The 15,194-nt window shown below is 69.3% G+C and carries 12 protein-coding genes; 10 read left to right on the top strand and 2 right to left on the bottom strand.

Features of this window, described 5'->3' with window-relative positions:
- From AB5I40_RS08120 to AB5I40_RS08080, 9 genes are all read left to right on the top strand, one after another.
- The gene (locus tag AB5I40_RS08120) at window positions 1-1,482 is read left to right on the top strand and encodes an ABC transporter substrate-binding protein/permease (protein WP_370937814.1); all 1,482 of its coding nucleotides are present in this window, start codon (window positions 1-3) and stop codon (window positions 1,480-1,482) included.
- Window positions 1,482-2,213: an amino acid ABC transporter ATP-binding protein gene (locus AB5I40_RS08115; protein WP_370937813.1), complete on the top strand. Its 732-nt coding sequence runs from the start codon at window positions 1,482-1,484 to the stop codon at window positions 2,211-2,213. The genes AB5I40_RS08120 and AB5I40_RS08115 overlap by 1 nt, the downstream gene beginning before the upstream one ends.
- Before the next feature lie 159 nt (window positions 2,214-2,372).
- The gene (locus AB5I40_RS08110; RefSeq protein WP_370937812.1) at window positions 2,373-3,797 is read left to right on the top strand and encodes an MFS transporter; all 1,425 of its coding nucleotides are present in this window, start codon (window positions 2,373-2,375) and stop codon (window positions 3,795-3,797) included.
- Entirely contained in the window at window positions 3,794-5,272 is a 1,479-nt protein-coding gene (locus AB5I40_RS08105) for an FGGY family carbohydrate kinase (protein ID WP_370937811.1), read from the top strand. The genes AB5I40_RS08110 and AB5I40_RS08105 overlap by 4 nt, the downstream gene beginning before the upstream one ends.
- 45 nt (window positions 5,273-5,317) lie before the next feature.
- Window positions 5,318-7,003, top strand: coding sequence for an FAD-dependent oxidoreductase (locus AB5I40_RS08100; RefSeq protein ID WP_370937810.1), 1,686 nt, complete (start codon window positions 5,318-5,320; stop codon window positions 7,001-7,003).
- Window positions 7,000-8,562 (top strand): FAD-binding oxidoreductase, encoded by a 1,563-nt coding sequence (locus tag AB5I40_RS08095; RefSeq protein ID WP_370937809.1) that lies wholly within the window; start codon window positions 7,000-7,002, stop codon window positions 8,560-8,562. The genes AB5I40_RS08100 and AB5I40_RS08095 overlap by 4 nt, the downstream gene beginning before the upstream one ends.
- A gap of 244 nt (window positions 8,563-8,806) precedes the next feature.
- Window positions 8,807-9,400 (top strand): glycerol-3-phosphate responsive antiterminator, encoded by a 594-nt coding sequence (locus tag AB5I40_RS08090; RefSeq protein WP_370937808.1) that lies wholly within the window; start codon window positions 8,807-8,809, stop codon window positions 9,398-9,400.
- Window positions 9,397-9,681: a putative quinol monooxygenase gene (locus tag AB5I40_RS08085; RefSeq protein ID WP_370937807.1), complete on the top strand. Its 285-nt coding sequence runs from the start codon at window positions 9,397-9,399 to the stop codon at window positions 9,679-9,681. The genes AB5I40_RS08090 and AB5I40_RS08085 overlap by 4 nt, the downstream gene beginning before the upstream one ends.
- Window positions 9,681-10,763, top strand: coding sequence for a zinc-binding dehydrogenase (locus AB5I40_RS08080; protein WP_370940476.1), 1,083 nt, complete (start codon window positions 9,681-9,683; stop codon window positions 10,761-10,763). The genes AB5I40_RS08085 and AB5I40_RS08080 overlap by 1 nt, the downstream gene beginning before the upstream one ends.
- 246 nt (window positions 10,764-11,009) lie before the next feature.
- Here the strand turns inward: AB5I40_RS08080 and AB5I40_RS08075 are convergent, their stop codons facing one another.
- Entirely contained in the window at window positions 11,010-11,579 is a 570-nt protein-coding gene (locus AB5I40_RS08075) for a YbhB/YbcL family Raf kinase inhibitor-like protein (RefSeq protein ID WP_370937806.1), read from the bottom strand.
- Window positions 11,580-11,869: 290 nt separating this feature from the next.
- Here AB5I40_RS08075 and AB5I40_RS08070 point away from each other — a divergent pair, with 290 nt between their 5' ends.
- Window positions 11,870-12,919 carry an FUSC family protein gene (locus AB5I40_RS08070; protein WP_370937805.1) on the top strand — a complete coding sequence of 350 codons (1,050 nt, stop codon included), beginning with the start codon at window positions 11,870-11,872 and terminating at the stop codon, window positions 12,917-12,919.
- On the opposite strand, the gene AB5I40_RS08065 is transcribed toward AB5I40_RS08070, so the two are convergent.
- On the bottom strand, window positions 12,897-15,170 hold the full coding sequence (locus AB5I40_RS08065; protein WP_370937804.1) for an FdhF/YdeP family oxidoreductase: 2,274 nt from the start codon (window positions 15,168-15,170) through the stop codon (window positions 12,897-12,899). The genes AB5I40_RS08070 and AB5I40_RS08065 overlap by 23 nt on opposite strands.
- Window positions 15,171-15,194: the final 24 nt, after the last annotated feature.

The raw sequence follows: 15,194 nt of genomic DNA, 5'->3' as shown, positions 1-15,194 counted from the left end.
ATGCCCCCTCAGCGAATCTGGCCGCGGCTCGGCGCCGTGCTGCTGGCCTGCCTGCTCGCGTTTTTGCCGACGAGCGCGGCGATCGCGGCCGAACCACAGGGCGGGAAGCTCGCCGCCCTGCGGTCCGGGCAGACGACGCTCCGGGTCGGCACCGACGCGACGTTCCCGCCGTTCGAGTTCACCGACGCCAAGGGCGGCCAGCTCGGCTTCGACATCGACCTCGTCCGGGCCCTCGCGCAGCGGGCGGGCGTCAAGAAGGTCGACTTCGTCCAGATGCCGTTCGGCAACATCGTCCCGGCGCTGCAGGCGAACCAGATCGACGTCGGCGCGTCGGCGATCTACATCAGCCCCGCGCGGCAGAAGGCCGTCGACTTCTCGGACATCTACTACCCGGGCGGCCTCGCGGTTTTCGTCTCCGACAAGGACAACTCCGTCGGTTCGCTCAAGGATCTCGCCGGCAAGCGGGTCGCGGTCCAGGTAGGCACGAAGTCGGTCGACTGGCTCACCCAGCACCAGCCCGCCGCGCAGCTGATCACGGCGCAGACCAACGAGCAGATGTTCTCGTCGGTCAAGCTGGGCCAGGCGGACGCCGTCGTGACCGGGGCTCCGGCCGGGAAGTACTTCATCGCGCAGCAGGGCGGGCTCAAGCAGGTCGGCGACCGGCTGACCGAAGAGAACTACGGCTACGCCTTCCAGAAGGCCGACACCGAACTGCGGACCGCGTTCAACGCCTCGCTCAAGCAGATGCACGACGACGGTTCGTACAAGCAGGCCACCGAAAAGTGGTTCGGCGCGGAGAGCACCGCGGCGAAGTCGGGCGGGCACTCGCTGTTCAACTTCTCCACCATCGTCGATTCCTCAGGACAGCTTTGGCAGGGCCTGCTGGTCAGCCTCCAGGTGATTTTGCTGGCGCTGGCGTTGAGCCTGCTGCTCGGCACGCTCGGCGGATTCGCCAAGCTGAGCAAGATCGCGCCGATCAGGTGGATCGGCAACGTCTACGTGTCAGTGATCCGCGGGACGCCGTTCGTGGTGCAGCTGTTCTTCATCTACTTCGGACTGCCGCAGCTCGGCGTGCAGCTTCCGCCCATGACAGCGGGAATCATCTCGCTCGGCCTCTACAGCGGTTCGTACGTGACCGAGATCTTCCGTGGCGCGGTGCAATCGATCGATCGCGGACAGCTGGAAGCGGCGCGGTCGTGCGGCATGTCGCAGGTGTCGGCGATGCGGCACGTGATCATCCCGCAGGCGTTCCTGCGGATGCTTCCGCCGCTGGGCAACGAATTCGTGTCGCTGACGAAGAACTCGGCGCTGGTGTCCTTTGTGACCATTCACGAGCTGTTCCTGGTGGGGCAGACCATCATCTCGCGCACCTTCGACGCGCTGACGGTGTACCTGTTCATCGGCCTGCTGTATTACCTGCTCACCAACCTGATCAGCTTCACGACGCGCACCCTTGAGAAGAAGATGGCGGTGTACATCTGATGGCACTCCTGGAAGTCCACGGCCTGACCAAGTCCTACGGCGACGTGAAGGTGCTCGACGGGATCGACTTCGCGATCGAACCCGGCCAGGTGGTCGCGGTGATCGGGCCCAGCGGCGGCGGCAAGTCCACCTTCCTGCGCTGTCTCAACCTGCTGGAAACCCCGACTTCGGGCAGCGTCTCGTTCGACGGCGAGGAACTGACTGGCCGCGGCGTCGACCTCGACCGGCTGCGGTCCCGGATGGGCATGGTGTTCCAGCACTTCAACCTGTTCCCGAACATGACCGCGCTGCGCAATGTCGTGTTGCCGCAGATGAATGTGCTCAAGCGGAGCAAGGAAGAGGCCGAGGCGAAGGCGCGCGCCCTGCTGGAGCGCGTCGGCATGCTCGAACGCGCTGGCGCTTATCCGAACCGGCTGTCCGGCGGGCAGAAGCAGCGCGTGGCGATCGTTCGCGCGGCTGCGATGGATCCGAAGCTGATGCTGTTCGACGAGCCGACGTCGGCGTTGGACCCTGAGGTGGTGCAGGACGTCCTCGACATCATGTCGGAGCTGGCGAAGGACGGGATGACGATGCTGGTGGTCACGCACGAGATGGGGTTCGCGCGCAAGGTCGCTGACCGGGTGGTGTTTGTGGACGGCGGGAAGATCGCTGCGGACCTGCCGCCGGCCGAGTTTTTCTCCGACAGCAACGCGAACCCGCGCGCTCAGGCTTTCCTGCAGAAGGTGCTCTGACGGACGCGCGCTCGCGGGCAGCTTGACGCCCGCGAGCGCGCCGCTTAATCTTGCGTTCTCAGACAGGCACAGACGAAGAGCCACTGTCAGCGGTCTTCGTCGTGTCTGTTTTTTCGTATGCCGGGATCGCTGACAGCCAGCGCAGAAAGTTGGCGGTCCATGAGTTCTCCCACGGTCGCAGCGCCGCGATCGATCGCGAATGTTTCGCAGGTCACCGCGCTGATCAACACGTTGTCGAAGTTGCCGCGCAAGGCGAACCTGCTGTGGTACCTGGTCCTGGGCGGGCTGTTCCTCGACGCCTACTCGAACGCCGCGCTCGGCGCCGGCCTCGCGCCGATGACGAAGGAACTCGGCCTCAGTGCGGGACAGGTCGGCCTGCTTACCGCGACCGCGCCCGCGGTCGCCATCCTGTTCAACCCGGCGGGCGGTTGGCTGGCCGCGCGGATCGGCCGGGTCAAGCCGCTGATCGCGGCCAAGGCGATCGCCGGGCTCGGCGCGGTGCTCACCGCCACCGGCGGCAGTTTCGAGGCGGTCTGGGCCGGGCGCGGGCTGGTCGGCGTCGCCTACGGCATCGACTTCGCGGTCGCCATGGCCCTGCTCGCCGAGTACACCCCGGCGAAGCTGCGCGGACGGCTGAACCTGTGGCAGTCCGTCTGGTACGTCGCCACCACGGTGAACCTCGCGCTGACGCTGGTTTTCTACAAGGCAGGCGTTTCGGTGGAAATCTGGCGCTGGTCGGTCGGCTCGGCCGGGGTCTTCGCGCTCGCGCTGCTGGTGCTGCAGATCGCGTTCCTCGCCGAAAGCCCGTCGTGGCTCGCGGCGAAGGGGCGGCTGTCCGAAGCGGCGAGCAGCCTCCGCCGGATCTACGGTTTCCAGGTGACGCCGGGAACCGCGAGCGCCGACGACACCGCCGCCGAGGAGCGCAAGATCGGCTTCCGGCAGGCGGGCGTGCTGTTCCGCAAGCCGTACCTGCAGCGCACCTTCCTGTCCACGGCGATCTCGCTGACCCAGGCGATGCAGTACTTCGCGATCGGCTGGTACCTGCCGGTGATCAGCCTCGCGATCTTCGGCGACAAATTCGAAACGGCCACGCTCGGGTCGATGATCTTCAACGTCGCCGGGATCGTCGGCGGCGCGCTGTCGGCCTACTTCGGCCGCAAGATCGGGCTGCGGGTCAGCTCGGCGGTCGGCTACGCGTTCGCGTTCGCCATCCTGCTGGTGATGGGGCTGGGCTTCGGGAAGCTGCCGATCGCGATCGGGTTCCTGCTGCCGTTCCTGTTCATCTTCTTCCATTCGGCCGGACCCGGCGCGAACGGCAAGTCGATCGCGGCGCTGTCCTACCGCAGCGACATCCGCACCCTCGGCACCGGCGTGACCGGCATGCTCGGGAGCTTCGGCAGTGTCGTCGGGCTGTACGTGTTCCCGCAGATCAAGGAAGCGATGGGCCTCGGCCCGACGATCGCGCTGCTCGCCGTGGTGCCGCTGCTCGGCCTGGTGTCCTGCCTGATCGTGCGCTGGGACCCGACCCGCAGCGGCGTCGACCCGGACGACGAGGAGATCTCGCTGCCGGGGAGGACGGCGTGACGCGGCGCGGAATCCTGGCCGTCGACGAAGGTTCGACCGGCACGCGAGCCGCGGTCGTCGGCGAGGACGGCGTGTGCGGTCCGTCGTTCTACACCGCCGTCGACGTCGTCCATCCGGAACCGTCGCGGGTGGAGCAAGACGCGGTGCAGCTGCTGGAACGCACCGTCGACGTCGCCCGCCAGGCGATCGCGTGGTCGGGGGAGAACGGCGTCGAGATCGTCGGGATGTCGGTGTGCACACAGCGCGCGACCGCGATCCTGTGGGACCGCGAGACCGGGCAGCCGCTGGCTCCGGCCGTGGTGTGGCAGGACACCCGGTATGCCGACGAACTGGCGAAGCTCGCTCCGGAGTGGGATCCGGTGCTGTGGGAGCGAACCGGCCGCCCGGTCGGCACCCGTGCCCCGTTCCTGTGGGCGGCGCGGCAGCTCGACCAGCTTGACGTGCCTGCCGACCGCGTGCTGTTCGGTTCGGTGGACACCTGGCTCGTGTGGCATCTCAGCGGACGCACCAGATATGTCATGTCGGCGACCAACGCCGTCGCGTTCGGCGGGTACCGGCTGCGCGAGCACGCGTGGGACCAGGAATGGTTGGCAGCACTGGGTTTCCCGCTTGAGCTGGCCCCGCCGCCGGTCGACGACGACGGCGATTTCGGCTACACCGACCCGGACCTGCTCGGCATCGAGGTGCCGATCGCCGCGGTGATGGGCGACCAGCACGCGTCCCTGATCGCGCTCGGTGCGCTGACTCCGGGGCAGGGCACGTGCGTGCACGGCACCGGCACCTTCGTCGGCGCGCTGGCCGGTGACGAACCGCCGGACGGGCTCGGCAAGGTCGACGGTGTGCTCTGCCTGGTCGGCTGGCGCAGCGCGGGCCACAGCCGGTTCAGCCTGGAGGCCTACACCTCGACCACCGGTTCTGCCTTGCGGTGGCTCACCGAGGATCTCGGGTTGTTCCGTTCCGCCGCCGAGATCAGCGAACTGGCGGCGGCTCAGCCGAGAAGCACCTCGACCTGGTTCGTGCCGACGCTGGCCGGGCTGCGCACACCGGTGCAGCGGCCCGGTGCGCGCGGGGTGCTGACCGGGCTGAGCCTGGCCACCACCCGCGACGTGGTGGCGCGCGCGGTGCTCGACGGGATCGCGCACGCGGTGAGCGACACCGTCGACGCGCTGCGGACGACGATGAACCGGCCGGTGACCCGCCTGCGCGCCGGTGGCGGGTTGGCCGCCAGCGACGTCCTCCTGCAAAGCCAAGCCGATTTCGCCGGTGTCGAGATCGAACGAGTGGCCGATTCGGCGACCGCCAGCCTGCGGGGTGCCGCGTATCTCGCGGGCGTCCGGCTGGGCTTGTGGCCGTCGTTGGCCGAAGCCGTTGCGAACTTGGGGAAAGGCGAGGTCTTCGAACCTCAGCTGCCCGAGGACGAACGGCGCGAACTGCGCGCCCGCTGGCAGGACGTGCTCGCGGTGTCGCTGTCCTGACCGTCCTTTGTGGACGTTTTCAACTTTGAGTGGAGAGACAAGCTCATGTTCACACTGCCGTCCCGACGGCCGAACGCCGTCGCCGCGAGGGCGACCCTGTCCGCGCCGTTGCGGCTGGACCGCCGCGCGGCACTGACCGACCTCGAAACCGGCACGTTCGACGTGCTGGTGATCGGCGGCGGCGTCACCGGCGCGTACACCGCGCTGGACGCCGTCTCGCGAGGCCTGAAAGTGGCGCTGGTGGAGCGCGACGACTTCGCGTCCGGCACCTCGTCCAAATCGTCCAAAATGGTGCACGGCGGGCTGCGCTACATCGAGCAGGGCAACCTCGACCTGGTCCGGCATTCGCTGCTGGAGCGGCAGCGGTTCCGCCGCAACGCCCCGCATCTGGTGCAGCGGCTGCCTTTCCTGTTCCCGATCCTGGCGAAGGACGGGGTGTTCGACGCCCGCATCGCCAAGGCTTTCGAGAGTCTCTTGTGGACATACGATCTCGCGGGCGGCTGGCGGATCGGGAAGCTGCACCAGCGGCTCACTGTCGACGAGGTGCTCTCGCACGCCCCGACGCTCCGCGCGGAGAACCTCAAGGGCGGCCTGATGTATTACGACAGCCGCGCTGATGACGCACGGCTGACGCTGGCGATCGTGCGCAGCGCCGCCCGGCACGGCGCGGTGGTGGTCAACGGCGCCGAAGTGACCGGGCTGCGCACCGCAGGCGGGCGGGTCACCGGTGCGACGGTGCTAGCCGACGGCGAGGAGATCGACATCCGGGCGCGCGTCGTGGTGAACGCGACCGGCGTGTGGGCCGACCGGGTCGAGGGCATGGCCGATCACGGGCACCAGCCGCAGGTCCGCCCGGCGAAGGGCGTGCACATCGTGCTGCCGTGGTCGAAGATCCGCAACGACTGCACCGTCACAGTGCCGATCCCGGGCCGCGCTCGGCGAGCCACCTGCACGCGGTGGGGCGACGTCGTCGTGGTCGGCACCACCGACACCGACTACACCGGCTCCACCGACGACGTGCACTGCACCCGCGAGGAGATGGACTTCCTCCTCGAAGGAGCCCAGATCGCCTTCGACACCAAGCTGGACGCCAGCGACGTGCTGGGCAGCTACGCGGGCCTGCGCCCGCTCGTCGGCGGCAAGGAGGGCGCGACGCTGGACATGCGCCGCGACCACCACATCACGGTGTCTGCGGGCATGGTCACGGTGACCGGCGGCAAGCTCACCACGAGCAGGCACATGGGCGAGCTGGTCGTGGACAAGGCGCTCGGCCTGCTGGGCCGGAAAGCCAAGTGCCGCACCAAGAATCTGCCGCTCATCGGCGGTGCTGGATACGACGCGGAGGCGACGGCCGCGACCGGTGGCGTCGCCGCGCACCTCGGCGGCCGGTACGGGACCGAGGCGCGGTTCGTGAGCGCCCTGGTCGACGAGAACCCGGAGCTGGGGGAGCCGCTCATCGAGGGGCAGCCGTTCCTCAAGGCCGAGGTCGTGTTCGCGGCGCGTTCGGAGATGGCGCGCTCGGTGGACGACGTCCTGTCGCGGCGGACCCGGCTGCGGCTGTTCGCCCGGGACGCGTCGGTCGCGGCCGCGCCGCTGGTGGGCGAACTGCTCGGCGCGGAACTCGGTCTCAGCCCGGAAACCGTTGCGGCGCAAGTGGAGCAGTACCGGGCGGACGTCGCCCGGGAGAAGTCGATCCTGTTCGGAGACAACCTGTTGGGAGCCAACGCATGATCAGCCGTCAGACCGTCACGCACCCGTTCAACCGGGGCAATTACGTGGTCGGCGCGCCGACGCCGCCGCGCTGGGGCGGACGCACTGAGCCCGGCAAGGGCGACGCGTCGCTGCAGACGGCGGCCGTGGCCGTGCCCGCCGCGCTGACCGATGCGCTGCGCGAGCTGGCGGACGCGGTGCACACCGAACGCGACGAGGTCGTGCTGCGCACCCGCGACTGGTGGGCCGGCTCGATGATCGGCGAGACCGCGGATGCCCCGGCGACCCCGGACGCGGTGATCGCCGAGGTGAGCACCGTCGAGCAGATCCAGGCCGCGGTCCGGCTGTGCGGCGAACACCGGGTGCCGCTGACCGTGTCGGCCGGACGCAGCAACGTCACCGGCGCCGCGCTGCCGGTGTACGGCGGGGTCGTGCTGGATGTGTGCGGGCTCAACAAGATCGTGTCGTTCGACGCCGAATCGCAGATCGTCGAAGTGCAGGCGGGCATGTTCGGCGACCTGTTCGAGAAGGAGCTGCAGGAGACGCACGGCGCGACGACTGGACACTGGCCGTCCGCGTTCGCGATCTCGACGGTCGGCGGCTGGGTCGCCTGCCGCGGTGCCGGGCAACTGTCCACGCGGTACGGGAAAATCGAGGACATGGTCGTCGGCCTCGACGTCGTCCTCGCCGACGGCACGCTGGCCCGCTTCGGCGACTACCCGCGCGCCGCGACCGGCCCGGACCTGCGGCAGCTGTTCGTCGGCTCGGAAGGCACGCTCGGCGTGATCACCTCGGTGCGGCTGCGCACGCACCCGCTGCCGACGTACTCGAAGGCCATCGCGTACGGCTTCGAGACCTTCGCCGCCGGGCTCGACGCCTGCCGCCGGATCATGCAGCGCGGCGCCACCCCGGCCGCGATGCGCCTGTACGACAAGCACGAGAGCGGCACGCACTTCGGGCAGCCGGACACCAACCTGCTGCTCATCGCCGACGAGGGCGACCCGGTGCTGGTCGACGCGATGATCAAGGTCAGCGCGGAGGAATGCGCGGCTGATGGGTCCGAATTGGACGGTCAGCCGGTGTTCGAACGCTGGCTGGACGAGCGGATGCTGGTCGGCAAGTCCGCCGACGGGTTCACGCCCGGCCCGGGCTTCGTCGCCGACACTCTCGAGATGGCCGGTGCGTGGTCCGCGCTCCCGGCGATCTACGACGAGGTGGTCGCCGCGATCGAGGCGGTGCCGGGGACTCTGGCTGCTTCGGCGCACCAGTCGCACGCTTACACCGATGGGGCTTGCCTGTACTTCTCGCTGCGCGGGGACGTGGAGCCGGAGAAGCGGCGGCACTGGTACCGGTCGGCTTGGGACGCGGCGAACGCGGTGCTGGTGCGGCACGGGGCGGCGCTGAGCCACCACCACGGGTCGGGACTGCTGCGGGGGCCTTATCTGGCGGACGCGCTCGGCACTGGGTTCGGGACGTTCGTCGAGGTGAAGCGGGCTTTGGACCCGGCGGGCTTGCTGAACCCCGGCAAGCTCGGCTTGCCTACGGACCTGGGCCCGAACCCACTGGACTCGGCCAGCTGACCGGGCCTTGAGATCCGTGAAGGACTCCTTGAGGGAATCAGATTCCCTCAAGGAGCCCTTCACGGACGGTGCCGGGGCGCGAGCCGAGTCCAGCGGGTTCGGCGAGCTGACCGGCCGCGGCTGGCGGGCTGGGCCGGTACGTGAGGGGAACCCTGAGGGAATCAGATTCCCTGAGGGTTCCCCTCACGCACCTACGAGACGGCGGGGACGGGGGAGCGGCAGCGGGCATGAAACGGTGGACGGCATGAACGAGAAGATCACGGCGGCGTTCGAGGACGTGCCGGTGTGCGCGTCGGTGGTCGGCGTCGCGAAGGTGCCGGATTTCGTGGCCACGCAGTCCCGGGTCGGGATCCTGGCGTCGGTGCCGGTCGGGCAGCTGCCGAAGATCGTCGCGGCGCTGGCCGGGCGGGACAAGCTCGTGTTCGTCAACATCGATTCGTGCCCTGGTCTCGCCACGGACCGCGCGGGCGTGGACTTCCTCCAGGAGATCGGGGCGGCCGGGGTGGTCAGCACCCGGGTCGCGCCGATCGAGCGGGCGCGGGCGCTGTCGATGCTGACGATGCACAAGGTGTTCGTCACCGACCGCTCGAACCTGAACCGGAGCCTGGAGGCGGTCAAGCGCAGCGGCCCCGACCTGGTGGAGTTGATGCCGGCCCCGATCATCCCGTGGATGTCGGAGTCGGCGCGGGAAGTCATGTCGCCGTTCGTCGCGGCCGGTTTCGTCACCGACCGGGACGGCGTGGCGCATTCGTTGGCGATGGGCGCGGCGGCTGCCGCGTCCTCCGATCCGGGGCTGTGGTCGCTGACCCGGTCCCGGCTGCGTACAGGAGAAGAATGAGTTTCGTAGTGGTGGCCCGGTATGTGACCGCGGAACGGGACCGGGTCGTCGAGCTGCTCGGCCCGATGGCGGAGGCGTCGCGGCGCGAGCCCGGCTGCCGGCGGTACACCGTCCACACGGGAATCGAGGACGGCGTCGTGGTGATCGTCGAGGAGTACGACAGCGAAGCGGGCTTCACCGCGCACTGCGCGTCTGAGCATTTCACGCGGATCGTGCTCGGCGAGGTCGTGCCGCTGCTGTCCGAGCGGCTGGTCACCCGCTGCGTCCCGGTCGGCGCGTGATGGAGGTTCGCGGCGCGGTCCTGCGCGAGGTCGGGAAACCGCTGGAGATCGAGACGCTGACGCTGGCCCCGCCGGGACCCGGCGAGCTGCTGGTGCGCGTGCGCGCGGCCGGGCTGTGCCATTCGGACCTGTCGGTGATCGACGGCTCACGGCCCCGTCCGGTGCCGATGGTGCTCGGCCACGAGGCGGCCGGTGAAGTCGTCGAGGCCGGGCCGGGCAGCGATTTCCAGCCCGGCGAGCATGTAGTCCTGACGTTCGTGCCCTCCTGCGGCGACTGTGCCCCGTGCACGGCAGGCCGCCCCGCGCTGTGCGGTCCCGCTGCGGCGGCCAACCGCGAGGGCACGCTGCTGGGCGGGGACGTCCGGTGGTCGTCGCCGGTCGGACGTCCGCTGCACCACCTCGGAGTTTCCGCGTTCGCCTCGCATGTCGTGGTGTCCGACCGGTCGGCGGTGCGGATCGACAAGGAGTTGCCGTTCGAAATCGCGGCGCTGTTCGGCTGCGCGGTGCTGACCGGCGCGGGTGCGGTATTCAACGCCGCGGACGTGCGCCCCGGGGACAGCGTGGCTGTGTTCGGCCTCGGCGGAGTCGGCCTGTCCGCGCTGCTTGCCGCGAAGGCCGCCGGTGCCAGCACGCTGCTCGCGATCGATCCGGTGCCGAGCAAGCGGGAGCTGGCGCGTTCGCTGGGCGCCACGGTGCTGAGCGGTGACGTCGCGGAGATCCGCGAGCGGACCGGCGGCGGGGTGGATCACGCCGTCGACACCACCGGCGTGGTCGCCGCCCTGAGCCAGGCGTACGAGACGACCCGGCCGGGCGGGACGACGGTCACCGTGGGCCTTCCGCATCCGTCCGCCGGACTGACCTTGCCCGCGCAAAGCCTGGTAGCCGAGGAAAAAACCCTGCGCGGAAGCTACCTGGGCTCGTGCGTGCCGCGGCGGGACGTGCCGCGGTTCATCGCGCTGTACCAGGCGGGGCTGCTGCCGGTGGAGGCGTTGCTGACGCATTCGATCGTGCTGGAGGAGATCAACGAGGGTTTCGCCCGGCTGCGGGACGGGGGCGCGGTCCGTCAGGTGATCACCTTCTGAACCCGCGCCCCGGCTAAGAGTTGCCGCAGAGCGAGGCGGTCGCGCCCAGGTTGTGATTTCTGGTTCGTGCGAGTTGCGCAGTCTGCGTCGTCTCGATCATGGTCCACGAAACCCGCGCGGCGGCAACATCGGTCCGTGCATGCAGTGGTGGGAGCCGTTTCGGTTTATCGCGTGGGCCGCTCCCATCCGGCTCCAGGACGCGGGGCGCGGTCCGTCAGGTGATCACCTTCTGAACCCGCGCCCCGGCTAAGAGTTGCCCCGAAGCGAAGCAGTCGCGATGGTCGCCGCGTCGATGGCAGTCTCGGCGGCCTGCGTAGTCGAGTTCGAGTCGAGCTCGGTAAGCGACTCCTTGTTCAGCGCGTGCACGGCCCATTCGTACGTGTGGTCCGTCGTGCACGGCCCCTGGTATCCGAAGAAGTTCGCGCTGCCGCGGTAGTAAGCCTGCCGTGACCCGGCAGGGACCGTGGGCTGGTATGCGTGGTCGACGTTCTGCGGCAGCTCGGCCGTGGCGGCTGGGATGTCGTAGATGACCCAGTGGATGATGCCGTTGTCGAGGTCGTGCATGACGACCGCGTAGCTCTTGGCCTGCTCCGGCGCCCCGGACCAGGCCAGCGGCGGCGACTCGTCCTTCTTTTCGGGGTCGCCGTCGCCGCTGCTGGCGCAGTCGTGGACCTTGGGGATCATCCCGCCGTCGGCGAAGGCGGTGCTGGAGAGGGCGAAGGCGGCGCGTCCCGGGTTCGCCGACGCGGCGCCGGTGCCGGAACTCGCGGCGCAGAGGACGAGCAGGGCGAAGAGAGCGATTCTGGTGCGTCTCACTGGAGGCTCCCGAGGCTGCTGGTGGTCTCGTGTCCTTTCGTGGGAAGAGTGTGCTCCGGAACCGGCGGGGACCGTCGCGTCAGCGGCAGTGAGTACCACGTTTCCCGCCAAGAGTGACATCCGGCGTCCGCGAGCCGTGTCGGCTGACTGCCCGGACGCGGCTCTGTCGGCTGGCGCAGACTTCGTTGTGGCGAGCCACAATCCGGGCCGGGGCCGCCCTTGTCGCGGGTACCGTGGGACGACCGGCGGATCCCGGTAGCCGACGTCAGGACAACCAAGCGGAGGACAGCGTGCCGGTGGCGACCTCGGCCGCGTCCGCGCGCTCGTTCGACGGCGGCGAATGGTGGCATGCCAGCCGGGTCGCGGCCGGGCTGCTGATTCCGGGGCTGGCGCTGCTCGCGGCGGGCCGTCCGGACTTGATCATTTTCGCCGCGTTCGGTTCGTTCGCCGGGATGTACGGCCGCGTCGAGACACGCGCGCTCCGGTTCCGGCACCAGCTCCAGGCAGGCGCGGTGCTGCTGAGCGGCGTCTCGCTGGGCGTGCTGCTGTCGGCCTGCCACGCGCCGCCTTGGCTGCTGGTGGTCACTGAAGCCACGTTCTCTTTCTGCTGTGCACTGGTGACGAACCGCCTGGACTTGAGCCCGCGCGGACCTTTCTTCGGCATCTTCGCACTCGGCGCGATCGCGCTGGTGCCTGCCGGTCGGATCGAACCGTGGGCGGGGATTGCCTTGTGCGCGGGCACAATCGCCGGATGCGTCCTCATTGGACTGACTGGCCCGGAGCGCCCTCCCGCGCCGAGGACGTCGACATGCGCACCGGAATGCGGTGTCGCCTGCGCCGTTGTGCACGCGGCCCGGTACGCGCTGGCGATCGCTGCCGCGGGCGCGGTCGGGCTGCTGCTCGGCGTGGACCACGCGAACTGGGCGATGGCCTCGGCGGCAGTCCCGTTGGCGGCGGCCGACCCGCGCAGCCGGTTGCATCCGCGCCTGCACAGCGTGCTGGACCGCAGCGCGCACCGGGTCCTCGGGACACTCGCCGGACTGGTCGTCACGGCTTTGCTGCTCTTGCCGGGATTCGGAGCCGCGCCGCTTGCGTTGGCGGTGATCGTGCTGCTGTTCCCGACGGAGTTGTTCATGTCCCGTCACTACGGAATCGCGCTGGGGTTTTTCACTCCGCTGATCCTGGTGATGACGGAATTGGCCGCGCCCGCCGCGCCGGAGACGCTCTTAACGGCGCGGGTGGCGGACACGCTGGTGGGGGTGGCGGCTGGCATCGGGGCGGCGGTGCTGGTCCGCGCCCCGTGCCGCACCTCCGCACTCAAGCAGAACGTTCGACCGTGACCTTCAGGTGCTTCATCAACGGCTGATCGCTCTGCGTGCTGTAGTCCCCAATGGCGCACAACACATTCATCTCCGGCATGTACCCCGCCGCACACCCGCGCGGAATGTCGTACGGAATCGCCCGATAACGCCGCACCGAACGCGTCGTCCCGTCCTTCGCGGTGGCGGTGATGTCGACCTCGTCGAACTCGCTCAGCCCCCGGTCGCGCATGTCCTCGGCGTTCAGGAACACCAGCGTCCGCAGGTTCTTGATGCCGCGATACCGGTCGTCGTCCGAATAGATCGTCGTGTTCCACTGGTCGTGCGAACGCATCGTGCCCAGCGCGAGCGTGCCGGCGGCGGGGACGACGTCCGGGAGGTCCGCGGTCGAGAACTCGGCGCGCTCGGACGGCGTGTGGAAGACCCGCTGCCGCGCGGCCTGGTGGATGCGGAAGCCCAGCGGCTCGCGGACGCGGATGTTGAAGTCCTCGAAACCGTCCAGCACCCGCGCCATCGTGTCGCGGATCCGGTCGTAGTCGCCGACGTAGTCCGTCCACGGCGTCGCGCTTTCCGGCAGCGTCGCGCTCGCCATCCCGGCGATGATCGCGGGTTCGGACAGCAGGTGCGGCGAGGCGGGCTTCTTCATGCCGGTCGACAGATGGACCATGCTCATCGCGTCCTCGACCGATGTCGACTGCAGCCCGGCGGTCTGGAAGTCCTTTTCGGTCCGGCCGAGGCAGGGCAGGATCAGCGCCTGCTTGCCGTGCTCGAGGTGGCTGCGGTTGAGTTTCGTGCTGACCTGCACGGTGAGCTCGCATTTGCGCAGCCCGGCCGCGGTGTACGGCGTGTCGGGCGCGGCGAGGGCGAAGTTGCCGCCCATTCCGACGAACACGCGCACGTCGCCGCGGTGCATCGCCTCGATGGTGCCGACGGTGTCGAGCCCGTGGTGGCGCGGCGGGTCGATGCCGCAGACCTCGGCGAGCTTGTCGAGGAACTCCGGCGCCGGGCGATGGTCGATGCCGCAGGTGCGGTTGCCCTGCACGTTGCTGTGCCCGCGCACCGGCGACGGCCCGGTCCCGGGGCGGCCGATGTTTCCGCGCAGCAGCAACAGGTTCACGATCTCGCGGACGGTGTCGACGCCGTGCTCGTGCTGCGTCACGCCGAGGCACCAGCTGATGATCGACCGGTCGGCGTCGCGGTAGATCTTCGCCGCCGCCCGGATTTCGGCCTCCGTCAGCCCGGACTGCCGTTCCAGCTCGGCCCACGACGTGGTTTCGCAGACGACGCGGTACTTTTCGACGCCGGTGGTATAGGTCTCGAGGAAGTCCGAGTTGATCGCTTCAGGATCGGTCTCTGCCATCTCAAGCAGGGCTTTTGCCATGCCGCGGAGGAACGCGAGGTCGCCGCCGATGCGCGGCTGCAGGTTGAGCGTGGACGTCGGGGTCGCGCGGAAGGTGGCCATCCGGACGAAGTCGTGCGGGATGATCGTGCGCGTCGCACCCGCCTCGACCAGCGGGTTGATGTGCACGATCTGCGCGCCGCGCCGGTGTGCCTCGGCGAGTGCGGTGAGCATCCGGGGCGCGTTCGACGCGGCGTTGACACCCATGATGAACAGCGCGTCGGCGGCTTCCCAGTCGTGGATGTCCGCGGTGCCCTTGCCGGTGCCGATGGCGGCCTGCAGCGCGCGACCGCTCGCCTCGTGGCACATGTTCGAGCAGTCCGGCAGGTTGTTCGTGCCGAACTCGCGCGCCCACAGCTGGTACAGGAACGTCGCCTCGTTGCCCAGTCGGCCGGAGGTGTAGAACGCCGCCTGGTCGGGGGAGTCGAGGCCGCGCAGCGTGTCGCCGACCAGCTGGAAAGCCTTGTCCCACGAAATCGGGACATACCGGTCGGTCTTCTCGTCGTAGCGCAGCGGTTCGGTGAGCCTGCCCTGCGCCTCCAGCGCGGTGTCGCTCCAGCCGTCCAGTTCGGACACGGTGTGCGCGGCGAAGAATTCCGCGCCGACGCGTTTCCGCGTCATCTCCCAGGTGACGTGCTTGATCCCGTTTTCGCAAATGTCGAGATGCAGGCCCTTGGTGTCGTCCGGCCACGCACAGCCCGGGCAGTCGAACCCGCCGTTCTCGTGGTTCATCTTCACGATCGCGCGCGGTCCGGCGACGAGTTCCCGTTCCCGGACGAGGAACTGCGTCACGCTTTTCGCCGCGCCCCAGCCCGCGGCCGGATGGTGGTAAGGCTTGAACTCCGGCTGGTCTTCGCGCTGCTGGTCGTCCACCGTAACCCTCTCGGCCCGAAACTG

Source organism: Amycolatopsis sp. cg13 (genome assembly GCF_041346965.1).
GTDB lineage: Bacteria > Actinomycetota > Actinomycetes > Mycobacteriales > Pseudonocardiaceae > Amycolatopsis.
This window is presented reverse-complemented; position numbering and strand designations above follow the sequence as displayed.